Source organism: Pseudomonas sp. M20 (assembly GCF_045037865.1).
In the GTDB taxonomy this organism is placed as follows: Bacteria; Pseudomonadota; Gammaproteobacteria; order Pseudomonadales; family Pseudomonadaceae; genus Aquipseudomonas.
Map to the genome: position 1 here is coordinate 4,670,255 of NZ_CP173611.1, position 20,632 is coordinate 4,690,886.

Consider the following 20,632-nt stretch of genomic DNA (forward strand, 5'->3'; position numbering starts at 1 on the left):
CCTTATCAAGGTACTCATGTCCGGTCGCAATCGGCGCCGGACACACATCGAGCCGGAAACCGGCTCGACTCTTAAAATCAGTGGACACGTCCCTGTGTCCCAATGCAGCAATCAGCCCGGAACGCGACGGATCTTGGCGCCCAGCATCTGCAGTTTTTCTTCGATGCACTCGTAACCACGGTCGATGTGGTAGATGCGGTCGATCAGCGTATCGCCTTCGGCAACCAGAGCCGAGATCACCAGGCTGGCCGAAGCACGCAAGTCGGTGGCCATGACTGGCGCACCTTTGAGGACTTCAGTACCGGTAACGATGGCAGTGTTGCCTTCGACCTGAATCTTGGCGCCCATACGGTGCAGTTCGTACACGTGCATGAAACGGTTTTCGAAGATCGTCTCGATCACCGCACCCGTGCCTTCGGCAATGGCGTTGAGCGAGATGAACTGCGCTTGCATGTCAGTCGGGAAAGCAGGGTACGGTGCAGTGCGCACGTTGACCGCTTTCGGGCGCTTGCCGTGCATGTTCAGCTCGATCCAGTCTTCACCACAGGTGATTTCTGCGCCGGCTTCACGGAGTTTTTCCAGAACGGCTTCGAGGATGGTCGGATCGGTGTCCTTGACCTTGACGCGACCACCGGTCACGGCAGCGGCAACGAGGTAGGTGCCGGTTTCGATACGGTCAGGCATGACCTTATAGAAAGCCGAACCCAGACGCTCGACGCCATCGATGGTGATGGTGTCGGTGCCAGCGCCGGAAACCTTGGCGCCCATGGCGTTGAGGAAGTTCGCCAGGTCAACCACTTCAGGTTCGCGAGCGGCGTTCTGCAACACGCTGCGGCCCTTGGCCAGAGCAGCGGCCATCATGATGTTCTCGGTACCGGTCACGCTGACGGTGTCGAAGAAGAAGTGCGCACCACGCAGGCCACCTTCAGGCGCTTTGGCCTTGATGTAGCCGCCTTCAACGTCGATCACCGCGCCCATGGCTTCGAGGCCACGGATGTGCAGGTCAACCGGACGCGAACCGATGGCGCAACCGCCAGGCAGGGCGACTTCGGCTTCACCGAAACGGGCAACCATCGGACCCAGAACCAGGATCGACGCACGCATGGTTTTCACCAGTTCGTACGGCGCGATCAGGGTCTTGATGGTGCGTGGATCGATTTCGACGCTGAGCTTCTCGTCGATCACCGGCTCAATGCCCATGCGACCGAACAGCTCGATCATGGTGGTGATGTCGTGCAGGTGCGGCAGGTTGCCAACGGTCACCGGGCCATCGCACAGCAGGGTGGCGGCCAGGATCGGCAGGGCGGAGTTTTTTGCGCCGGAAATGCGGATCTCGCCATCAAGACGAGCGCCACCGGTAATAATCAATTTATCCATAAGAATCTCGACGCCCTTAGGCTCAGGTGCGCTCGGCCCAGGCCGCGCTGCTGAAAAATTTCATAGTGACCGCATGGATGCTGCCATCGGTGATCCATGGGTTCAAATGGGCATAGACCTGCTGCTGACGCTTCACCGGGCTCAACGCCGCCAGTTCATCGCTAATCACGTTCAGCTGGAAATTGCAGCCTTCGCCCTCAACTTCTACCAACGTTCCGGGCAGCTTTCCTTCAAGGAAGCTCTTCACTTCTACGGCCTGCATGCTCAACCTCAATCGGCGCCCTGTGCGCACGGGTCGGACATCATACAAAAAAGCCCCGCGCCTGCGAACCCCGCATGGCAGGACTCTGACGGGGGGCTTCTTTATAGATGTGGGTTCAGGGGTGCGCCAACAGTTCGGTCAGTTCACTGACCTGAGCAATTTCGCGCATGTCTTCGGGCATCGCACGGATGCTGACAGCCTTGCCGGCCGCATTCGCATCGCGCATGAAGCACAGCAGCAACGACAAGCCGACGCTGCTGGACTTCTTCACCGCCGAGCAATCGATCACCAGCGAAGCAGCCTTGCTGGACTTGATCAGCGTCTGGCCTTGCTTGCGCAGGTCGGCACCGGTGCGATAGTCCAGCACTCCGCTGAGCAGAAGCTCGTCGACATCACTCATACGAACTGCGGCCTCACTCATTGCGCGGGTTTCTCGGTGGCTTCTTTGGCCTTGGCCACTTCACCGGCCCAACCATTGATGGTCTTGTCCAGATCGTTGCCATTGCGCTGCATCGCGTCGGCGAACTGATCACGGAACAGTTTGCCGATATTGATGCCGTTGATGATGACGTTGCGCAGTTTCCACTCGCCGTTGATCTTCTCCAGCGTGTACTGCACAGGATAGATTGCGCCGCTGCTGCCCTTGACGGTCATGTTGACGCTGGTGCGGTCACCCGATTCGTCCTTGGCAGGGTCAACGGTAATGCCCTGGTTGTTGTACTCAAGCAGAGCGTTGCCGTAGAACTGGAACAGGCCTTTCTTGAAGTTTTCCTGGAAGGTCTGCATCTGCGCCGGCGTGGCCTTGCGCGAATACTTGACCGTCATGATGCTCTTGGAAATGCCTTCGGCGTCCACCACTGGCCCGACGATGCTGTTGAGCGCCGCGTAGAAATCAGTCGGATCCTGCTTGTATTTCTCTTTGTTGGCAGCCAGGTCGGCCAGCAGTCGGGTGGTAGTGTCCTGCACCAGTTCATGCGCGGATTGCCCAGGCGCAGCGTTAGCCATCAGTGGCAATGCCGCGAGCAACACCAACAGGCCACGTCGCAAGGTAGAAATCATTCAAAAGCTCCTCATTTGGCGTCTTTGCTAACGGTATTGAGCAGGAATTTACCGATAAGATCTTCCAGTACCAGTGACGACTGCGTGTCATGGATGGTTCCACCATCCTTTAACGGTTTGTCTTCCCCGCCGACGCTGATACCGATGTACTTCTCGCCCAGCAGACCAGCGGTCAGGATAGACGCTGTGGAGTCGGTCGGAAGATTGTCGACCTTTTTATCCACTTGCAGAGTGACCCGACCGGTGAAGCTGTCGCGATCCAGATCGATCGCCGTGACCTTGCCGATAGTTACACCGGCCATGGTCACTTTGGCTCTGACCGTCAAACCGGCAATATTGTCAAAGTAGGCATAAAGTTTATAGGTGTCGGTGGTCGAAGTCGGAGACAGACCACTGACCCGCAAAGCAAGCAACAACAAAGCCAGGATCCCTGCCAGCAGGAACAGGCCGACACCGATTTCCAGGGTGCGGTTTTGCATCAGAAATCTCCAAACATCAAAGCGGTCAGAATAAAGTCCAGGCCGAGCACTGCCAGAGAGGCAAACACCACGGTCTTGGTAGTGGCACGGCTGATTCCCTCGGAAGTGGGCTCACAGTCGTAGCCTTGGAATACGGCGATCCAGGTCACTACAAAGGCAAAAACGATACTTTTAATCACGCCATTGAGCACGTCACTGGTGAAATTCACGCTGTTCTGCATGTTCGCCCAATAAGAGCCTTCATACACACCCAGCCAGTCGACAGCCACCCACGAACCGCCCCAAATCCCGACCACGCTGAAAATCATCGCCAGCACCGGCAGGGAAATGAAACCGGCCCAGAGGCGCGGGGCAATGATGTACTTGAGCGGATCGACGCCGATCATTTCCAGACTGGAAAGCTGTTCGGTGGATTTCATGTTGCCGATCTCGGCGGTCAGCGCCGAACCGGCACGACCGGCGAACAACAGTGCCGTCACCACCGGACCCAGTTCACGCAACAGGGTCAGTGCGACCATCTGCCCTACCGCCTGTTCCGAACCGTAGCTCGACAGAATGCTGAAGCCCTGCAGCGCCAGCACCATGCCGATGAATATCCCGGAGACGACGATGATCACCAGCGACATCACGCCGACCGAATGCAGTTGCTTGACCAGCAGGCCGAAGCCACCGCTGATCCCGCCACGCCCCAGCAGGGCATGAAACAGAAACAGCGTCGCACGACCGAACACCGCAACGGCGTCGATCGCCGCCTCGCCGAACCGGCGCACGCGCTCTATTAATGAAATTCTGCGCATCAGCGCTTCCCCAGAAGATCTGCGCGGTAATCCGTCGCTGGAAAATGGTACGGCACCGGGCCATCGGGATCGCCGGTCATGAACTGACGGATACGCGGCTCGTCCGAATTCATCAACTCGTCCGGCGTACCCTGCCCAAGCACCTGACCATCACCAACAACATAGATGTAGTCGGCGATGCTCGCGGTTTCAGCCAGATCGTGGGACACCACGATACTGGTGATCCCCAGCGCATCGTTGAGCAGACGGATCAGACGGACCAGCACGCCCATGGCGATCGGGTCCTGGCCGACGAACGGTTCGTCGTACATGAGGATCTGCGGATCGAGCGCAATCGCCCGCGCCAGTGCGACACGGCGCTTCATGCCACCGGACAGCTCATCCGGCATCAACTCGATGGCACCGCGCAGACCGACCGCCTGCAATTTGAGCAGGACGATGTCGCGGATCATTTCTTCCGGCAAATCGGTATGAACACGCAGAGGGAAAGCCACGTTCTCGAACACGTCGAGATCGGTGAACAGCGCGCCGCTTTGAAACAGCACACCCATGTGCTTTCGCGCATCGAACAGATCGCTGCGCGAAAGCGCAGGCAGGTTCTGGCCGTTGACCCAGACTTCGCCGCTGGCAGGACGCAATTGTGCGCCCATCAATCGCAGCAGCGTGGTCTTGCCACACCCGGAAGGTCCCATGATGCCGGTGACCTTGCCGCGCGGGATGCGAATATCGACGTTATTGAAAATGCTGCGCGCACCGCGCTTGAAGGAGACTCCCTTCAGCTCGACCGCGTAGGCGTTATCGGCACTCATCTAAACTCCTTGCGATGCAGCCTCTCACTCGGACGCCTGTCTTTACTTAAAAAGTACGTACATCCCGGGCAGGCCGAACTGGCGGCGAACTATATCACTGCAAAGGCTGCGCGCCCAAGGCTTGTACCGCCCTGTGTTCGGCGATATGACAGGCTTGGAGGCTGTTTTGCCGGGTTTTGGTAACGAGGAATGACAAAGCACGACGAACTTGCGTGAGGCTTTGCAACATAACCGCTATAATCGCCGCCTTTTCATCGGGCTATACGATTTCTGACATGAGCCAATCCAGCGACCTGATTCAATCGGCACAACGCACCATCCAACTCGAAGTGGAAGCCGTACAAGGCTTGTTGCCCCATATCGACGCCGATTTCGTACGCGCTTGCGAGATGATTCTGGCCAGTAAAGGCCGTGTAGTCGTGGTCGGCATGGGAAAATCCGGGCACATCGGCAACAAGATTGCCGCGACCCTGGCCAGCACCGGCACCCCGGCATTTTTCGTGCACCCGGCCGAGGCCAGCCATGGCGACATGGGCATGATCACCCGCGACGACGTGATCCTGGCCCTGTCGAACTCCGGCTCGACCAATGAAATCGTTACCCTGCTGCCGCTGATCAAACGCCTGGGCATCCAGCTCATCAGCGTCACCGGCAACCCGCAATCGCCGCTGGCCAAGGCTGCCGAGGTCAATCTCAACGTTCACGTCGAGCATGAAGCCTGTCCGCTTAACCTGGCCCCGACCTCCTCGACCACCGCAGCGCTGGTCATGGGTGACGCGCTGGCTGTAGCACTGCTGGAAGCACGCGGTTTCACCGCCGAAGATTTCGCGTTCTCACACCCGGGTGGTGCTCTTGGTCGTCGCCTGTTGCTGAAGGTGGAAAACGTCATGCACGCCGGGCAGGAATTGCCGCAAGTACAACGCGGCACGTTGCTCAAAGACGCATTGATGGAAATGACTCGTAAAGGTCTGGGCATGACCGTCATCCTTGAAACTGACGGTAAACTGGCTGGAATCTTCACTGACGGCGACTTGCGCCGCACGCTGGATCGCAGTATCGACATTCGCAGCGCCACCATCGACCAGGTAATGACGGCCCACGGCAAGACTGCACGGCCAGAGATGCTGGCCGCCGAAGCCCTGAAAATCATGGAAGATCACCGAATCAACGCACTGGTTGTTGTGGACGAAGAGGATCGCCCGGTCGGCGCCTTCAACCTCTCCGATCTGCTGCGCGCAGGAGTCATGTAATGAGTAACGATCTGCTGCAACGCGGCAAAGCGATCAAACTGGCGGTTTTCGACGTCGACGGCGTCCTCACCGACGGGCGCCTGTATTTCCTTGAAGACGGCAGCGAATTCAAGACCTTCAATACCCTCGACGGACAAGGCATCAAAATGCTGATGAACGCTGGCGTGCAGACCGCTATCATCAGCGGCCGCAAGACCCCGGTGGTCGAGCGTCGAGCGAAAAATCTGGGGATTCCCCACCTGTTTCAGGGCCGTGAAGACAAATTGGTTGTTCTCGACGGTCTTCTTGAGCAACTGGGCCTAAGCTACGAAGAGGTCGCCTATCTGGGCGATGACCTGCCCGACCTGCCGGTGATCCGCCGCGTTGGCCTGGGCATGGCGGTGGCCAACGCTGCCGATTTCGTCCGCGAACACGCCCATGGTGTAACCCGAGCCCGTGGTGGCGAAGGTGCCGCCCGCGAATTCTGCGAATTGATCCTGCGCGCCCAGGGCCGCCTTGATGCGGCCAATGCCGCGTACCTGTGAGCCAAACCATGTTCAGCAAAAAATTTCGCAACTTCCTGCTGTTCGGCTGCATCGCGGCGATATTCGCCGCGGTTGGCTACTGGAACATCAGCCCGGAACGCTTCCTCGACAAGCCACCGGTCACCTCGGTCGAAACACCTATCGACTGGTATGCAACCAACACGCATACCCTGCAATATTTGCCGGACGGCAAAGTGCAGTACGAAATGACTTCCGACAAGGCCGAGCACGTCAAGGCTACCGATGTCACCCTGGTCACAAAGCCGGACCTGAACATGTATCGCGGCACCGACTTCCCTTGGCACGTGACCAGCGAACGCGGCGAAGTGAACTCGGGCGGTACCGAAGTTGAACTGATCGATTCGGTACGCGTACAGCGCACCGATGAGAAAAAACGCGGCACTCTGATCACCAGCACCCGCATGACCGTGTTCCCGCAGCAAGAATATGCGCAGACCGAGCAACCCGTTAGAATCGAGGGTGCTGGCGGTGTATCGACTGGCGTCGGAATGAAAGCGTACCTGAAGGAAAGCAGGATACACCTGCAATCGAACGTAAGAGGACAGTATGAGGCTCGTTAAAACCCTCCCTATTTTGCTCAGTCTGGGCGCAGCACTGGGAAGCGTGAGCGCCTGGGCTCTGCCGAACGATCAGCAGCAACCTATCCGCATTCAGGCCGACGACGCCCAACTGGATGACAAGAACGGCATCGCCACCTATAAAGGTGATGTGATCATTACCCAGGGTTCGATGATCGTTAAAGGCAACACGGTGACCATCACCCGTACGCCGGCTGGCGATATCGACGTCGTGACGTCGGTGGGCAACCTCGCCTACTTCGAACAGCTGCAGACTCAAGGTGATGCCAAGCCTGTACAGGGCTGGGGCGTAACGATCCAGTACCACGCTGCGCAAAACCGCGTCGTGCTGATCGACAAGGCCAAGGTGGTCGACAAGGACAACAACACGACGCAAGGCGAGAAAATCGTCTATGACACCGTGAAGAAACTGGCCAGCGCCGGTCGCGCTACCGGCAGCAAGGTCACCGAAGCGCGTCCGCGCATCGATATGGTGATCCAGCCGAAGAAGAAAACCGACGAGAAAACCCAGTAATGGCAACTCTGAAAGCTCAGCACCTGGCCAAGGCCTATAAAAGCCGCCAGGTCGTGCGTGATGTCAGCCTGTCGATCGACAGCGGCCAGATCGTCGGCCTGCTCGGCCCGAACGGCGCCGGCAAGACGACCTGCTTCTACATGATCGTCGGCCTGGTACAGGCCGATCAGGGCCGCGTGCTGATCGATGACCTGGACGTCAGCCACCAGCCGATGCACGGTCGTGCCAAGGCCGGGATCGGCTATCTGCCGCAAGAAGCGTCGATCTTCCGCAAACTGTCGGTGGCCGACAACATCATGGCCATACTCGAGACCCGCCAGGAGCTCGACAAGGCCGGCCGTCGCAAAGAGCTGGAAAGCCTGCTGCAGGAATTCCACATCAGTCACATCCGCGACAACCTCGGCATGAGCCTGTCCGGTGGTGAACGCCGCCGGGTGGAGATCGCTCGCGCGCTGGCAACGGCACCGAAATTCATCCTGCTCGACGAACCGTTCGCCGGTGTCGATCCGATCTCGGTCGGCGATATCAAGCAGATCATCCACCACCTCAAGGCCAAGGGCATCGGTGTACTGATCACCGACCACAACGTCCGTGAGACGCTGGACATCTGCGAAACCGCTTACATCGTCAACGACGGTCAGTTGATTGCCGAGGGCGATGCAGAAACCATCCTGGCCAACGATCTGGTCAAGGAAGTGTATCTGGGCCACGAGTTTCGCCTGTAAGCGCAACAGTGCCCGGTGCGCCGCCCGGGCGCTGTATCGATTCAAGCAGGATTTAATACGCTTTAATTGTTACAGCGCTCTAGGCAAACACTTCAGTTTCAGGCATATAATTTGCTTAAGTTTGGCGCTCCGGCGCCCTGTAGTGGATGGCGCATAGCGCCGGCGAATAAGGTGTTAAGCCCCTGCCATGAAACCATCGCTAGTCTTGAGAATGGGCCAGCAGCTGACGATGACACCGCAGCTGCAACAGGCCATCCGTCTGCTCCAATTGTCGACCCTGGATCTGCAACAGGAAATCCAGGAGGCGCTGGAATCCAATCCGATGCTCGAACGCCAGGAAGAAGGCGAAGACTTCGACAATTCCGACCCCATGGCCGACAACGCCGAACAGAAGCCCAACACCGAGATTCAGGAACCCTCCTATCAGGAAACCGCCCCGACGGTCGACAATCTCGAGGATGGCGAATGGAACGAGCGTATTCCCAACGAACTTCCGGTCGACACCGCCTGGGAGGACGTCTACCAGACCAGCGCCAGCAGCCTGCCCAGCAGCGATGATGACGAGTGGGACTTCACCACCCGCACTTCCGCCGGCGAGAGCTTGCAAAGCCACCTGCTGTGGCAACTGAACCTTGCACCGATGTCCGACACCGATCGCCTGATCGCGGTCACCCTGATCGACTGCATCAACAATCAGGGCTACCTCGACGAAACTCTCGAAGAGATCCTCGAGGCGTTCGACCCGGAACTGGACATCGAACTGGACGAAATCGAAGCCGTCCTGCACCGCATTCAACAATTTGAACCAGCCGGTATCGGCGCCCGCAACCTCGGCGAATGCCTGCTGCTGCAATTGCGCCAGTTGCCTGCCAAGACCCCGTGGCTGGCGGAAGCGAAACGTCTGGTCACCGACTACATTGACCTGCTCGGTGGCCGCGACTACAGCCAGTTGATGCGCCGCATGAAGCTCAAGGAAGACGAGCTGCGCCAGGTCATCGAGTTGGTGCAGAGCCTTAATCCACGCCCGGGTTCGCAAATCGAATCCACCGAAGCCGAGTACGTCGTCCCTGACGTTATCGTACGCAAGGATAACGAACGCTGGCTGGTCGAGCTCAATCAGGAGTCGGTGCCACGCCTGCGCGTCAACGCGCAGTACGCCGGTTTCGTCCGTCGTGCCGACACCAGCGCCGACAACACCTTCATGCGCAATCAGTTGCAGGAAGCTCGCTGGTTCATCAAGAGCCTGCAGAGCCGCAACGAAACCCTGATGAAAGTAGCCACCCAGATCGTCGAGCATCAGCGCGGTTTTCTGGAGTACGGCGACGAAGCCATGAAGCCGTTGGTCCTGCACGATATCGCTGAGGCGGTCGGCATGCACGAATCGACAATTTCCCGGGTGACCACGCAAAAATTCATGCATACCCCACGCGGTATTTATGAACTGAAATACTTTTTCTCCAGCCACGTCAGCACCTCCGAAGGCGGCGAATGCTCGTCCACGGCGATCCGCGCGATCATCAAAAAACTGGTTGCCGCGGAAAATCAGAAAAAGCCGTTGAGTGACAGCAAGATCGCTGGTTTACTGGAGGCACAAGGCATTCAGGTGGCTCGCCGCACCGTCGCCAAGTACCGCGAATCCCTCGGGATCGCGCCTTCGAGCGAACGCAAGCGGTTGATGTAAGCCACGTTACAGCGTTCCAGTGGCAGGCTATCCAGCCTGCCGCTTTATGCACTGGCAACGAAGGAGAAGCTGTATGCAAGTCAACATCAGTGGACACCAACTGGAAGTGACCGAACCTCTGCGCACCTACATCAACGAAAAACTCGACCGATTAGAGCGCCATTTCGACAAGATCACCAACGTGCAAGTCACGATGTGCGTCGAAAAGCTGAAGCAGAAAATCGAAGCCACCTTGCATATTCCCGGCGGAGAAGTGGTTGCCAATGCCGAGCATGACGACATGTATGCCGCCATTGACCTACTGACCGACAAGCTGGATCGCCAACTCAAAAAGCATAAGGAAAAGACCCAAAGCCTCCTCCAGGGCGCGACAGGTCGATAACCCCCCATTCCATGATCCGACTTGAAAGTATCCTGACCCCCGGCCGTTCCCTCGTGAACGTGCCGGGCGGCAGTAAAAAGAAAGCCCTCGAACAAATTGCCAACCTGATCGCCCGCGAAGTGCCGGCTCTGGAGATGCAAGATGTCTTCGAGGCGTTGATTGCCCGTGAAAAACTCGGTTCCACCGGTTTTGGCAACGGCATCGCCATTCCTCACTGCCGCCTCAAGGGTTGCCAGTCGCCTATCAGCGCCTTGATGCATCTTGAAGCGCCTATTGATTTCGACGCCATCGACGGTGCGCCGGTTGACCTGCTGTTCGTATTGCTGGTCCCGGAAGCCGCCACCGATGCGCATCTGGAGTTGCTACGTCAGATCGCCAGCATGCTGGATCGTAAGGAAGTGCGCGAAAAGCTGCGTAGCGCACCGAGTAGCGAAGCCTTGTATCAGGTCGTCCTGAGCGAGCAGAACGGGCATTAATCATGCGTTTGATCATCGTCAGCGGCCGCTCCGGCTCGGGTAAAAGTACGGCTCTGGATGTCCTTGAGGACAACGGCTATTACTGCATCGACAACCTGCCCGCAGGCTTGCTGCCGGAACTGGCCGAACGTGCGCTGATTCATACTGAGCTGGCGCAACCGCTGGTGGCCGTGTCGATCGATGCGCGTAACCTGCCGAGTCATCTGACGCGCTTTCCCGAGCTGCTCGAAGATGTCCGCGCCAAGCACATCCAGTGCGATGTCCTGTATCTGGACGCCGACGAAGAAACCCTGCTCAAGCGTTTCTCCGAAACCCGCCGTCGCCACCCGCTGAGCAACGCCAATCGCTCGCTGGCCGAGGCGATCCAGGATGAAACCGCCCTGCTCGGCCCGATTGCCGACCTCGCGGACCTGAAGATCAACACCACCAATCTGAACCTGTATCAGCTGCGCGACTCGATCAAGCTGCGCCTGCTGAACCAGCCGGAGCCGGGCACGGCGTTTCTGGTGGAGTCATTCGGCTTCAAACGCGGCATGCCGGTAGACGCGGATCTGGTATTCGATGTGCGCTGCCTGCCCAATCCGTACTGGAAGCCGGAGCTGCGTGCGCAATCGGGTCTCGATGCGCCGGTGGCGGAATATCTGGCGGCGCAGCCGGAGGTCGAAGAAATGTTCCAGGACATTTTCGCCTACCTGCACAAGTGGCTGCCGCGCTTCGCTGCGAGCAACCGCGCCTACGTCACCATTGCCATTGGCTGCACCGGCGGACATCACCGCTCCGTCTACCTGACTGAACGACTGGGTCAGGCCCTGCAGAAAACCCTGAAGAACGTCCAGGTTCGCCACCGCGACCTCACTTAAAGGATTCACACCGCGATGCCTGCTCTGGAAATCGAAATCATCAACAAGCTGGGCCTGCATGCCCGCGCATCGGCCAAGTTCGTCGGGGTGGCTGGGCAGTATCCGGATTGCACGATCAGGGTGGGCCGCACGCCAGAGACTACGGTCGATGGCAAAAGCATCATGGCGATGATGATGCTGGCGGCTGGCAAGGGCACAAAGATTTATTTGAGTACTGAAGGGCATCAGGAACAGGAAGCGCTGGATGCGCTGGTGGCGTTGATCAACAACTACTTCGATGAAGGCGGCTGACAGCCAAAATCAAAAGATCGCAGCCTTCGGCAGCTCCTATGTGAACGCATTCCAATGTAGGAGCTGCCGAAGGCTGCGATCTTTTGATCTTCAACCTAATGAGGTATCCATCACCATCATCAAACAAAACCCGATCAACAAGCCAAGACTGGCCAGTTTGTCATGACCATGGCGTCGTGATTCCGGAATGACCTCGTGGGTCACCACCAGCAACATCGCCCCCGCCGCCAGTGCCAGACCTAATGGCAACAATACCTGCGCCAGCCCGACCAGCCACGCACACAACAACGCAAACACCGGCTCGACCAGACCTGACGCCGCACCGATCAGGAACGCCTTGACCCGCGACATCCCTGCCCCGGCCAATACCAGCGCAATCACCAGACCTTCCGGCACATCCTGCAGGGCAATGCCCATGGCCAGGCTGTCCGCATCCGGCATGCCGCCGCCAGCAGACACGCCGACAGCCATGCCTTCCGGGATGTTATGGGCAATGATGGCGAACACGAACAACCAGATCCGTGGCGGAATCACCGGATGCTCGACGGTGCCGACGAGCATTTCCGGGGATGCGCCCGACACCTTGCGATCAACCAGATACAAACCAAACGCACCGGACATGATGCCGAAGCAGATCAGGCCACTGGCCCCCCACGGAGTGAGGCCCAGGCTTTCAGCGGCGGCAATGCCCGGCACAATCAGCGAAAACGCCGTAGCGGCCAGCATCACACCCGCGCCAAAACCCAGCAAGGTATCGCTGAGTGCCTGTGGCATGCGCCGAATCACCAGCACCGGCACCGCGCCAAGCGCCGTGCCGAGGGCGCAGATCGCACCGCCCTGCAATGCCCGCGACAGCCTCGGTTGCAGATTCAGCCATTCCAGCCCGTGAGCGACCAGCAAGGTCATGCCCGCCAACAGCAACAGCGATCCCACTGCGTAGCGAAACATACGCCCACTTCCGATCGCCAGTGTTTCAGTGCCCATAGTCAGCCTTGGATTGTTTTTATAGAAGACTTAAACCAGTGCGGCCTGATAGCGCGCAGCCACTTCAGGCCAATTGATCACGTTGTAGAACGCATTGATGTATTCCGGGCGACGGTTCTGATAGCGCAGGTAATAGGCGTGTTCCCAGACGTCGAGACCGAGGATCGGCGTGTTGCCATTCATCAACGGGCTGTCCTGATTGCCGCTGCTTTCCACCACCAGTTTCTTTTCCGGGGTGACGCTGAGCCAGGCCCAGCCGCTGCCGAAACGGGTCAGCGCGGCTTTGGTGAAGGCTTCTTTGAAACTGTCGAGACCACCCAGTTGTTCATCAATCGCCTTGGCCAGTACGCCGTCCGGCTTGCCGCCACCGCTCGGCACCATGACTTCCCAGAACAGCGAATGGTTGGCATGACCGCCGCCCTGATTGATCACTGCCGCGCGGAGTTTTTCCGGCAGATCCTTAACGCTGGCGACCAGTTTTTCCACCGGCCATTCTGCGTATTCAGTGCCTTCTACCGCCGCGTTGAGGTTGTTTATGTAGGTCTGGTGATGCTTGGTGTAGTGAATCTCCATGGTCTGCGCGTCAATGTGCGGTTCGAGCGCGTCGTAGGCGTAAGGCAAGGCAGGCAAGGTAAAAGCCATTTCAATGGACTCCATGGTGATGAGGGGCAGGCGCGCGGCGCGCATTGCCGGTATCCGGGTGCAGCAGGCGCTGGGTGCGCGGGTATTCGCCGTGTTCACTGATGAAATTCAGCAGCTCGACGTAGGTCTTGCTGCTCTGGCGCAGCGCCGCTTCACGCAATGCCGGGCGCAGGCGCTCGTCCTGCATGGTCTGCAACAGTCGTTGATGGATCGCGCAGAGGTATTCGGCGCTCTCCTCCGGCTGGTTCAGGCGCAAGTGCAGATCCGCCAGGTTGTGATGGGAGATGACGCAGGCCGCCACCGCTTCGTCGGCATCCGCCCAGCGTTCGAACAACACTTGCGCCAAGGCCAGGGCTTGCAGGTAAGCCTCACGGGCGTCGATCAATTCGCCCAGCATGAAGCAGCGATTGGCCCGTTCGATCGTGCGTTTCCAGTGCTCCATGGTGAGCCTCCAAAGCGGTTGCGGTGCTTACACGCCGCCGGCGGTGAGTTTCTCGGGATTGAGCAACTCTTCCAGTTGGCTGCGCGACAGGTCGGTGTGTTCCAGAGCGACATCGATCACCGCGCGACCTTCCTTGTAGGCCTGCTTGGCGATTTCAGCGGCTTTCTGGTAACCGATGATCGGGTTGAGTGCGGTGACCAGAATCGGGTTGCGTGACAACGCTTCTTTCAGGCGCGACTCGTTGACCTTGAAGCTGGCGATGGCTTTGTCGCCGAGCAGGCGGCTGGAGTTGGCCAGCAGTTCGATGCTGCTCAACAAGTTTTGCGCGATGATCGGCAACATCACGTTGAGTTCGAAGTTGCCCGACTGGCCGGCAATGGTGATCACCGAATCGTTGCCGATCACTTGCGCGGCGACCATGGCGGTGGCTTCCGCGATCACCGGATTGACCTTGCCCGGCATGATCGACGAGCCCGGTTGCAGGGCTTCGAGTTCGATTTCGCCGAGGCCTGCGAGCGGGCCGGAGTTCATCCAGCGCAGGTCGTTGGCGATTTTCATCAACGACACAGCGATGGCTTTTAGCTGACCGGAGACGGCGACGGCGGTGTCCTGCGAGCCGATCAGCGCGAACAGATCCTTGCCCGGGGTGAATTCCACGTCGGTCAATTGACTCAACTGGCGGCTGAAACGTGCGGCGAACTCAGGATGCGCGTTGATCCCGGTGCCGACCGCCGTGCCGCCCTGCGCCAGCGATTGCAGGCTCGGCAGCAAATCCTGCAGGTGGCCGATGTTGGCCTTGAGCTGCTGCGCCCAGCCATTGAGCACCTGGCTCATGCGCACCGGCATCGCGTCCATCAAATGCGTGCGGCCGGTTTTGACATGGTGATGTACTTGCGCGGCTTTGTGCTCGATCACTTGCACCAGGTGCAGCAGCGCCGGCAGCAGTTGTTCGTGCAGGGCCAGCGCGGCGCTGACGTGGATGGTGGTCGGGATGATGTCGTTACTGCTCTGGCCGCAGTTGACGTGATCATTGGCGTTGACCGGCTCGCCGAGCAAACGGCTAGCCAGGGTGGCGATCACTTCATTGGCGTTCATGTTGGAACTGGTGCCGGAACCGGTCTGGAAGATGTCCACCGGGAAATGCTGCATGAAGTCGCCTTCGAGCAGACCTTGCGCGGCGTCGCTGATGGCTTTGCCCTGGGCGGCGCTGATCTGGTTGAGTTCAACGTTGGCGCGGGCGGCGGCGGCTTTGGCGAGGATCAGCGCGCGGATGAATTGCGTCGGCATCGGTTTGCCGCTAATCGGGAAGTTATCCACCGCGCGCTGGGTTTGCGCGCCGTAGAGAGCGTCCACCGGCACCTGCAGTTCGCCCATGCTGTCGCGCTCAATACGTGTCTTGGTCATCTGAAAATCCTTGCACCAGTTCAATAAGAGGAATCGAGGGCAGCAGTTCGCAGGTGGCGAGCTGCCAGGTGTAGCGTTGCCAACGTTGGAGCCGGCATTTGCACAGGGACAGGCGCTCCATTTCACGCAGCGGACGCCAAGCTTGATCGAGACAGAAGCTGCGCCAGTGCCACGGCAAGGCGATATCGATGGCCGTGTCGAGCAGCAGACGGAAGGAAGTTTCAGCGATGGTCCAGGGAGAAGTCGCCGTACAACAGGCCAGATACCGACCCTCGGCCAGATAGTGTTCGATCAGGCGCGGTTCGTCGGGATCCATCGCGCAACGGATCTGGCGACTCATCCAGCGCCAGCTTTCGAGGTACGGCTGCTCGTGCAAGGCAGAACTCATGATCCGGGGCTCATCCGATAATGAGATTTATTATTAGATGATAATGAGAACCAAAACAAGAGCGCCGAGCTATGCAGATTTCAGGGTGGGAGCGAGCCTGCTCGCGAAGGCGTCGTGCCGGTCACCACTGCGGTCGGCCGTGAAATCGCTTTCGCGAGCAGGCTCGCTACCACATTGGTTTTGTATGGAGCCAATAAAAAAGGCGCGCCACCCGATGAGGTGGCGCGCCTTTTGTGTGTGACGGCCGGGGTTTAGCTGCCCGCCACCGTCATCCGCTCGATCAACACCGAGCCGGTGCGAATGTTGCTTCGCAACTCCAGATCATTACCCACGGCAACAATCTGCTTGAACATGTCGCGCATGTTGCCGGCGATAGTCACTTCCTGCACGGCGAACTGGATTTCTCCATTCTCGACCCAGAAACCCGCCGCCCCGCGCGAATAGTCGCCAGTGACCATGTTCAAGCCATGGCCCATCAGTTCTGTGACCAACAAGCCACGGCCCATGCGCTTCAACAACGCCGCCTGGTCTTCGTCTCCATGGGTGACGAACAGGTTGTGTACGCCGCCAGCGTTGGCAGTGCTCGGCATGCCGAGTTTGCGCCCGGAGTAAGTGCCGAGGATGTACGACACCAACTCGCCTTTTTCGACGAACGGTTTGGCGTAAGTGGCCAGACCATCACCGTCGTACGAAGCGCTACCCATGGCGCGCATCAGGTGCGGGCGCTCATCGATGGTCAGCCATTCCGGGAACAGCTTCTGCCCCAGAGTGCCTTCAAGGAACGACGACTTGCGATACAGACTGCCGCCAGACACCGCCGAGAGGAAACTGCCGAACAAACCGCCCGCCAGCTCTGCGGAAAACAGCACCGGCACCTCGCAGGTCGGTACCGGACGCGCGCCCAGACGGCTCGCCGCCCGTTGCGCAGCACGCTGACCGATGCTCACCGGATCGGCCAGCAAACTGCCCTGACGGCTCACGTCGTACCAGTAATCGCGCTGCATCTGGCCATCTGCTTCGGCGATCATTACGCAACTCAGGCTATGTCGGGTGGAGGCGTAGCCACCAATGAACCCGTGGCTGTTACCGTACACGCGGCAACCCTGATGAGTGCTCAGAGTGGTGCCGTCAGCGTTCTTGATCCGCGCATCTGCGTCGAATGCCGCTGCTTCACAGAGCAAGGCCTTCTCAATGGCTTGCTCCGGCGTGATGTCCCACTCGTGGAACAGGTCGAAATCGTGCTGTTCCTTGGCCATCAACGCCGCGTCGGCCAGGCCCGAGGCCTCGTCTTCGGAAGTATGTTTGGCGATGGCCAGTGCAGCCGCGACGGTCTCACGAATCGCATCCGGACCAGTGGCAGATGTGCTGGCCGAGCCTTTGCGCTGGCCAACGTACAGCGTGATGCCAAAGCCCTGATCACGGTTGAATTCGACCGTTTCGACTTCGCGCTGACGCACCGAGGTCGACAGCCCCTGCTCCAGCGACACGGCTACTTCGCAGGCGCTGGCGCCCTGACGCTTGGCTTCGGCGATGATCTGCTCGACTTGTTCCTGCAGTGCCGGCAATGCCTGCGGGCCGACGCTTTCAACTGCACTCATGCTCATCTCCACTCAAATTCTGCTTTCGGCTAGGGTCATCGAGCGACCGGGCCGGACAAGCGGCCCCCGACTGGTTATCATGGCGGCGTTTCTTTGCGGACTGCCACCATGGTTGATTCTTACGACGACTCCCTCGATACGGGAGAAAAAAGCAAATCTCAGGTCAAACGCGAGCTGCATGCTCTGGTTGACCTCGGCGAGCGCCTGACCACACTCAAGCCTGACTTGATCGCAAAACTGCCGCTGACCGACGCCATGCGCCGGGCTTTGGCCGATGCGCCCAAGCACACCGCGAACATCGCGCGTAAACGGCACCTGCAGTTCATCGGCAAACTGATGCGCGATCAGGACACTGACGCGATTCTGACCTTGCTCGATCAACTTGATGCCTCCACTCGCCAATACAACGAGCGTTTCCACAATCTCGAACGCTGGCGTGATCGCCTGATCGCGGGCGACGATGCCGTGCTGGAAAAATTCGTCGTCGAGTACCCGGACGCCGATCGCCAGCAACTGCGCTCCCTGATCCGTCAGGCTCAGCATGAGGTTGCGCAAAACAAACCTCCTGCTTCCAGCCGCAAGATCTTCAAGTACATCCGTGAGCTGGACGAGACTCAACGCGGCCTGCGTTGATATCTCGCCACTTGTAGGAGCTGCCGCAGGCTGCGATCTTTTGACTTTGATGTTAAGCAAGATCAAAAGATCGTCCGATCGCGGCCCGAGCCTTCGGCAGCTCCTACACACGTTTATTTATGCGCCCGTGCCACCCACGGTGATCGCATCGATCTTCAACGTCGGCTGACCGACGCCTACCGGCACCGACTGCCCATCCTTGCCGCACATGCCCACACCGCTGTCCAGCGCCAGATCATTACCGACCATCGACACCCGGCTCATCGCCTCAGGGCCGTTGCCAATCAACGTCGCGCCCTTGACCGGCGCAGTGATCTTGCCGTCTTCGATCAGGTACGCCTCGCTGGTGGAGAACACGAACTTGCCGCTGGTGATATCGACCTGACCGCCGCCGAGGTTGGCGCAGTAGATACCTTTCTTCACCGAAGCAATGATTTCCGCCGGATCGCTTTCGCCACCGAGCATGTAGGTGTTGGTCATTCGCGGCATCGGCAGATGCGCATAGGACTCACGACGACCGTTACCGGTGCGGGCCACGCCCATCAGACGCGCATTGAGCTTGTCCTGCATGTAACCCTTTAGCACGCCGTTTTCGATCAGCGTGGTGCACTCGGTCGGCGTGCCTTCGTCGTCGACACTCAGCGATCCGCGACGGCCGCTCAAGGTGCCGTCATCGACAATGGTGCAGAGCTTCGAGGCAACCATTTCGCCCATGCGTCCGCTGTAGGCGGAACTGCCCTTGCGGTTGAAATCGCCTTCCAGACCGTGGCCGACCGCTTCGTGCAACAGCACGCCAGACCAGCCAGAACCCAACACCACCGGAAAAGTTCCGGCCGGCGCAGGAATCGCTTCCAGATTCACCAGCGCCTGACGCAGCGCTTCACGGGCATAGCCCATGGCGCGGTCTTCAGCGAGGAAATAACGGTAGTCGGTACGCCCGCCGCCGCCATGTCCGCCGCGCTCGCGACGACCATTCTGCTCCACGATCACACTGACGTTGAAGCGCACCAGCGGGCGCACATCCGCCGCCAGGCCGCCGTCGGTGGACGCCACCAGAATGCGCTCCCAGACGCCAGCCATGCTGACACTGACCTGCTGAATACGCGGGTCGAGCGCGCGGGTAGCCACATCGATGCGCTTGAGCAGTTCAACCTTCTCGGCGCGGCTCAGCACTTCCAGCGGGTTGTCCGGCGCGTACAGTTGCGCGACATCCTGCGTGGTGAACGCCTGCACCGTGCCGTTCTGCCCGGCACGAGAGATCGAACGCGCCGCGCGGGCGGCTGCGCCGAGGGCTTCGAGGGTGATCGCGTTGCTGTAGGCAAAACCGGTTTTCTCACCGGACTGAGCGCGCACCCCCACGCCCTGGTCGAGGTTGAAGCTGCCTTCCTTGACGATGCCGTCTTCCAGTGCCCAGGACTCGGAGATCTGGCCCTGGAAATACAGATCGGCAGCGTCGATGCCGGGGCCGGCCAGATCGCCGAACACGCCTTGCAGACTCTCGATCGTCACGCCGCCCGGCGCCAACAGGTGATCACTGACTGAGGACAACAACTCGCTCATAGGTTTACGCCTTAAATTCGTGTTCTGAAGCAGGCCGCTGCGCGCCCTGCGAGAAAAACCGCCGATGACTCACCACCGGCATTCGCGCCCTGATGGACGCTTGTTCAATACTGTCGCGTTCGGCCAACAACACCGCTTCGCCTTGATCCTGACTCGCCAGCACACGGCCCCACGGGTCGATAATCGCCGCATGGCCGAAAGTTTCCCGCGGTCCCGGGTGGGTCCCGCCCTGCGCTGCGGCGAGCACATAACACTGGGTCTCGATGGCCCGCGCGCGAATCAGCACATCCCAATGCGCTGCGCCGGTCACCGCAGTAAAGGCTGACGGTGCAGTGATCAACTCGGCACCGGCGGCACGCAATTCGCTATACAGCTCGGGAAAGCGCAGGTCATAACACACGGTCAGACCGAGCTTGCCTACCGGCGTATCGGCAACCACCACGCCACTGCCATAAGCATAGTCATCGGATTCGCGATAACTGCCGCGATTGTCCGCCACATCGACATCGAACAGATGCAACTTGTCATAGCGTGCAACGATTTCGCCATGCTCATCGACCAGCAACGAGCAGGCATTGGCCTTGGCCGTCGGCTGATCCACCGGCGGCAACGGCAAGGTGCCGGCCACTATCCATAACTTGAGGTCGCGGGCGGTCTGTTTCAACCATGGCAGGATCGGTCCTTCGCCCAATGCTTCGGCGCGGCCGATATCAGCGATGTCGCGACGGCCCATGGCGGCGAAGTTTTCCGGCAGCACCGCCAGCTTGGCGCCAGCGGCCGCAGCCTGTTCGAGCAGGCGCCGGGCCTGAGCCAGATTGGCCAGCACGTCGCTCTGGCTGACCATTTGAATCACCGCTAAAGACATGGCTACTCCTCGGAATCTGCGCATAACTGTG

At 59.3% G+C, this 20,632-nt stretch carries 26 protein-coding genes; 11 read left to right on the forward strand and 15 right to left on the reverse strand.

Annotated elements, in window-relative coordinates; all coding sequences use genetic code 11:
- Positions 1–111: 111 nt before the first annotated feature.
- The 7 genes from murA to ACI514_RS20865 form a co-directional block, all read right to left on the reverse strand.
- Positions 112–1,377 carry a UDP-N-acetylglucosamine 1-carboxyvinyltransferase gene (gene murA / locus ACI514_RS20835; protein WP_007912385.1) on the reverse strand — a complete coding sequence of 422 codons (1,266 nt, stop codon included), beginning with the start codon at positions 1,375–1,377 and terminating at the stop codon, positions 112–114.
- A 22-nt stretch (positions 1,378–1,399) separates the two neighbouring features.
- Complete coding sequence (locus tag ACI514_RS20840) at positions 1,400–1,639, reverse strand: BolA family protein (RefSeq protein ID WP_008085051.1); 240 nt, start codon at positions 1,637–1,639, stop codon at positions 1,400–1,402.
- Positions 1,640–1,754: 115 nt separating this feature from the next.
- Positions 1,755–2,060, reverse strand: a complete 306-nt coding sequence (locus ACI514_RS20845) for a lipid asymmetry maintenance protein MlaB (protein ID WP_150792348.1) — start codon at positions 2,058–2,060, stop codon at positions 1,755–1,757.
- Positions 2,057–2,698, reverse strand: a complete 642-nt coding sequence (locus ACI514_RS20850; RefSeq protein ID WP_160055879.1) for a phospholipid-binding protein MlaC — start codon at positions 2,696–2,698, stop codon at positions 2,057–2,059. The genes ACI514_RS20845 and ACI514_RS20850 overlap by 4 nt, the downstream gene beginning before the upstream one ends.
- 11 nt (positions 2,699–2,709) lie before the next feature.
- Complete coding sequence (gene mlaD, locus ACI514_RS20855; RefSeq protein ID WP_007912400.1) at positions 2,710–3,177, reverse strand: outer membrane lipid asymmetry maintenance protein MlaD; 468 nt, start codon at positions 3,175–3,177, stop codon at positions 2,710–2,712.
- Entirely contained in the window at positions 3,177–3,974 is a 798-nt protein-coding gene (mlaE, locus tag ACI514_RS20860; protein WP_003221704.1) for a lipid asymmetry maintenance ABC transporter permease subunit MlaE, read from the reverse strand. Before mlaE ends, mlaD begins: the two co-directional genes overlap by 1 nt.
- Positions 3,974–4,783 (reverse strand): ATP-binding cassette domain-containing protein, encoded by an 810-nt coding sequence (locus ACI514_RS20865; RefSeq protein ID WP_007912403.1) that lies wholly within the window; start codon positions 4,781–4,783, stop codon positions 3,974–3,976. The genes mlaE and ACI514_RS20865 overlap by 1 nt, the downstream gene beginning before the upstream one ends.
- Positions 4,784–5,058: 275 nt before the next feature.
- Between ACI514_RS20865 and ACI514_RS20870 the strand changes: the two genes are divergently transcribed.
- From ACI514_RS20870 to ACI514_RS20915, 10 genes are all read left to right on the forward strand, one after another.
- Positions 5,059–6,033: a KpsF/GutQ family sugar-phosphate isomerase gene (locus ACI514_RS20870; RefSeq protein WP_007912405.1), complete on the forward strand. Its 975-nt coding sequence runs from the start codon at positions 5,059–5,061 to the stop codon at positions 6,031–6,033.
- A complete protein-coding gene (locus ACI514_RS20875; protein WP_007912407.1) occupies positions 6,033–6,557 on the forward strand; it encodes an HAD family hydrolase in 525 nt (174 codons plus the stop codon). The genes ACI514_RS20870 and ACI514_RS20875 overlap by 1 nt, the downstream gene beginning before the upstream one ends.
- A gap of 8 nt (positions 6,558–6,565) precedes the next feature.
- Positions 6,566–7,138 (forward strand): LPS export ABC transporter periplasmic protein LptC, encoded by a 573-nt coding sequence (gene lptC / locus ACI514_RS20880; protein ID WP_007912413.1) that lies wholly within the window; start codon positions 6,566–6,568, stop codon positions 7,136–7,138.
- A complete protein-coding gene (gene lptA, locus ACI514_RS20885) occupies positions 7,125–7,670 on the forward strand; it encodes a lipopolysaccharide transport periplasmic protein LptA (RefSeq protein WP_007912414.1) in 546 nt (181 codons plus the stop codon). The genes lptC and lptA overlap by 14 nt, the downstream gene beginning before the upstream one ends.
- On the forward strand, positions 7,670–8,395 hold the full coding sequence (gene lptB / locus ACI514_RS20890) for an LPS export ABC transporter ATP-binding protein (protein WP_008085069.1): 726 nt from the start codon (positions 7,670–7,672) through the stop codon (positions 8,393–8,395). The genes lptA and lptB overlap by 1 nt, the downstream gene beginning before the upstream one ends.
- Positions 8,396–8,582: 187 nt before the next feature.
- Positions 8,583–10,076 carry an RNA polymerase factor sigma-54 gene (locus ACI514_RS20895; RefSeq protein WP_405122299.1) on the forward strand — a complete coding sequence of 498 codons (1,494 nt, stop codon included), beginning with the start codon at positions 8,583–8,585 and terminating at the stop codon, positions 10,074–10,076.
- Positions 10,077–10,149: 73 nt separating this feature from the next.
- Complete coding sequence (gene hpf, locus ACI514_RS20900) at positions 10,150–10,458, forward strand: ribosome hibernation-promoting factor, HPF/YfiA family (protein WP_093435973.1); 309 nt, start codon at positions 10,150–10,152, stop codon at positions 10,456–10,458.
- 11 nt (positions 10,459–10,469) lie between these two features.
- Positions 10,470–10,934 (forward strand): PTS IIA-like nitrogen regulatory protein PtsN, encoded by a 465-nt coding sequence (gene ptsN, locus ACI514_RS20905; protein WP_405122300.1) that lies wholly within the window; start codon positions 10,470–10,472, stop codon positions 10,932–10,934.
- A 2-nt stretch (positions 10,935–10,936) separates the two neighbouring features.
- On the forward strand, positions 10,937–11,794 hold the full coding sequence (gene rapZ / locus ACI514_RS20910) for an RNase adapter RapZ (protein ID WP_122597937.1): 858 nt from the start codon (positions 10,937–10,939) through the stop codon (positions 11,792–11,794).
- A gap of 15 nt (positions 11,795–11,809) precedes the next feature.
- On the forward strand, positions 11,810–12,085 hold the full coding sequence (locus ACI514_RS20915) for an HPr family phosphocarrier protein (RefSeq protein ID WP_008085079.1): 276 nt from the start codon (positions 11,810–11,812) through the stop codon (positions 12,083–12,085).
- A gap of 90 nt (positions 12,086–12,175) precedes the next feature.
- Here the strand turns inward: ACI514_RS20915 and ACI514_RS20920 are convergent, their stop codons facing one another.
- From ACI514_RS20920 to pmbA, 6 genes are all read right to left on the reverse strand, one after another.
- Positions 12,176–13,069 (reverse strand): ZIP family metal transporter, encoded by an 894-nt coding sequence (locus ACI514_RS20920; protein WP_405122301.1) that lies wholly within the window; start codon positions 13,067–13,069, stop codon positions 12,176–12,178.
- A 30-nt stretch (positions 13,070–13,099) separates the two neighbouring features.
- Entirely contained in the window at positions 13,100–13,711 is a 612-nt protein-coding gene (locus ACI514_RS20925; RefSeq protein ID WP_160055873.1) for a superoxide dismutase, read from the reverse strand.
- A gap of 1 nt (position 13,712) precedes the next feature.
- Positions 13,713–14,153, reverse strand: coding sequence for a hypothetical protein (locus ACI514_RS20930; protein ID WP_007953590.1), 441 nt, complete (start codon positions 14,151–14,153; stop codon positions 13,713–13,715).
- A 27-nt stretch (positions 14,154–14,180) separates the two neighbouring features.
- Positions 14,181–15,557, reverse strand: a complete 1,377-nt coding sequence (locus tag ACI514_RS20935) for a lyase family protein (RefSeq protein WP_160055871.1) — start codon at positions 15,555–15,557, stop codon at positions 14,181–14,183.
- Entirely contained in the window at positions 15,538–15,945 is a 408-nt protein-coding gene (locus tag ACI514_RS20940; protein WP_160055869.1) for a FagA protein, read from the reverse strand. Before ACI514_RS20940 ends, ACI514_RS20935 begins: the two co-directional genes overlap by 20 nt.
- Before the next feature lie 251 nt (positions 15,946–16,196).
- The gene (gene pmbA, locus ACI514_RS20945; protein ID WP_160055867.1) at positions 16,197–17,543 is read right to left on the reverse strand and encodes a metalloprotease PmbA; all 1,347 of its coding nucleotides are present in this window, start codon (positions 17,541–17,543) and stop codon (positions 16,197–16,199) included.
- Positions 17,544–17,651: 108 nt separating this feature from the next.
- Between pmbA and yjgA the strand changes: the two genes are divergently transcribed.
- Positions 17,652–18,176 (forward strand): ribosome biogenesis factor YjgA, encoded by a 525-nt coding sequence (gene yjgA, locus ACI514_RS20950; RefSeq protein WP_007915377.1) that lies wholly within the window; start codon positions 17,652–17,654, stop codon positions 18,174–18,176.
- Between the two features lie 117 nt (positions 18,177–18,293).
- Here yjgA and tldD read toward each other — a convergent pair whose 3' ends face one another.
- Positions 18,294–19,736 carry a metalloprotease TldD gene (gene tldD / locus ACI514_RS20955; RefSeq protein WP_405122303.1) on the reverse strand — a complete coding sequence of 481 codons (1,443 nt, stop codon included), beginning with the start codon at positions 19,734–19,736 and terminating at the stop codon, positions 18,294–18,296.
- A gap of 4 nt (positions 19,737–19,740) precedes the next feature.
- Positions 19,741–20,601, reverse strand: a complete 861-nt coding sequence (locus ACI514_RS20960) for a carbon-nitrogen hydrolase family protein (protein WP_405122304.1) — start codon at positions 20,599–20,601, stop codon at positions 19,741–19,743.
- Positions 20,602–20,632 lie beyond the last annotated feature (31 nt).

Excerpts from the sequence above, each read along its gene's own strand:
- mlaE (WP_003221704.1), bottom strand. The coding sequence starts at position 3,974 with ATGCGCAGAATTTCATTAATAGAGCGCGTGCGCCGGTTCGGCGAGGCG.
- ACI514_RS20875 (WP_007912407.1), top strand. The coding sequence starts at position 6,033 with ATGAGTAACGATCTGCTGCAACGCGGCAAAGCGATCAAACTGGCGGTT.
- mlaD (WP_007912400.1), bottom strand. The coding sequence starts at position 3,177 with ATGCAAAACCGCACCCTGGAAATCGGTGTCGGCCTGTTCCTGCTGGCA.
- ACI514_RS20895 (WP_405122299.1), top strand. The coding sequence starts at position 8,583 with ATGAAACCATCGCTAGTCTTGAGAATGGGCCAGCAGCTGACGATGACA.
- ACI514_RS20850 (WP_160055879.1), bottom strand. The coding sequence starts at position 2,698 with ATGATTTCTACCTTGCGACGTGGCCTGTTGGTGTTGCTCGCGGCATTG.
- ACI514_RS20920 (WP_405122301.1), bottom strand. The coding sequence starts at position 13,069 with ATGGGCACTGAAACACTGGCGATCGGAAGTGGGCGTATGTTTCGCTAC.
- tldD (WP_405122303.1), bottom strand. The coding sequence starts at position 19,736 with ATGAGCGAGTTGTTGTCCTCAGTCAGTGATCACCTGTTGGCGCCGGGC.
- ACI514_RS20870 (WP_007912405.1), top strand. The coding sequence starts at position 5,059 with ATGAGCCAATCCAGCGACCTGATTCAATCGGCACAACGCACCATCCAA.
- ACI514_RS20865 (WP_007912403.1), bottom strand. The coding sequence starts at position 4,783 with ATGAGTGCCGATAACGCCTACGCGGTCGAGCTGAAGGGAGTCTCCTTC.
- ACI514_RS20935 (WP_160055871.1), bottom strand. The coding sequence starts at position 15,557 with ATGACCAAGACACGTATTGAGCGCGACAGCATGGGCGAACTGCAGGTG.
- pmbA (WP_160055867.1), bottom strand. The coding sequence starts at position 17,543 with ATGAGTGCAGTTGAAAGCGTCGGCCCGCAGGCATTGCCGGCACTGCAG.
- ACI514_RS20940 (WP_160055869.1), bottom strand. The coding sequence starts at position 15,945 with ATGAGTTCTGCCTTGCACGAGCAGCCGTACCTCGAAAGCTGGCGCTGG.
- lptA (WP_007912414.1), top strand. The coding sequence starts at position 7,125 with ATGAGGCTCGTTAAAACCCTCCCTATTTTGCTCAGTCTGGGCGCAGCA.
- ACI514_RS20915 (WP_008085079.1), top strand. The coding sequence starts at position 11,810 with ATGCCTGCTCTGGAAATCGAAATCATCAACAAGCTGGGCCTGCATGCC.
- ACI514_RS20925 (WP_160055873.1), bottom strand. The coding sequence starts at position 13,711 with ATGGCTTTTACCTTGCCTGCCTTGCCTTACGCCTACGACGCGCTCGAA.
- yjgA (WP_007915377.1), top strand. The coding sequence starts at position 17,652 with ATGGTTGATTCTTACGACGACTCCCTCGATACGGGAGAAAAAAGCAAA.
- lptB (WP_008085069.1), top strand. The coding sequence starts at position 7,670 with ATGGCAACTCTGAAAGCTCAGCACCTGGCCAAGGCCTATAAAAGCCGC.
- ACI514_RS20845 (WP_150792348.1), bottom strand. The coding sequence starts at position 2,060 with ATGAGTGAGGCCGCAGTTCGTATGAGTGATGTCGACGAGCTTCTGCTC.
- ACI514_RS20960 (WP_405122304.1), bottom strand. The coding sequence starts at position 20,601 with ATGTCTTTAGCGGTGATTCAAATGGTCAGCCAGAGCGACGTGCTGGCC.
- ACI514_RS20840 (WP_008085051.1), bottom strand. The coding sequence starts at position 1,639 with ATGCAGGCCGTAGAAGTGAAGAGCTTCCTTGAAGGAAAGCTGCCCGGA.
- hpf (WP_093435973.1), top strand. The coding sequence starts at position 10,150 with ATGCAAGTCAACATCAGTGGACACCAACTGGAAGTGACCGAACCTCTG.
- lptC (WP_007912413.1), top strand. The coding sequence starts at position 6,566 with ATGTTCAGCAAAAAATTTCGCAACTTCCTGCTGTTCGGCTGCATCGCG.
- ACI514_RS20930 (WP_007953590.1), bottom strand. The coding sequence starts at position 14,153 with ATGGAGCACTGGAAACGCACGATCGAACGGGCCAATCGCTGCTTCATG.
- murA (WP_007912385.1), bottom strand. The coding sequence starts at position 1,377 with ATGGATAAATTGATTATTACCGGTGGCGCTCGTCTTGATGGCGAGATC.
- rapZ (WP_122597937.1), top strand. The coding sequence starts at position 10,937 with ATGCGTTTGATCATCGTCAGCGGCCGCTCCGGCTCGGGTAAAAGTACG.
- ptsN (WP_405122300.1), top strand. The coding sequence starts at position 10,470 with ATGATCCGACTTGAAAGTATCCTGACCCCCGGCCGTTCCCTCGTGAAC.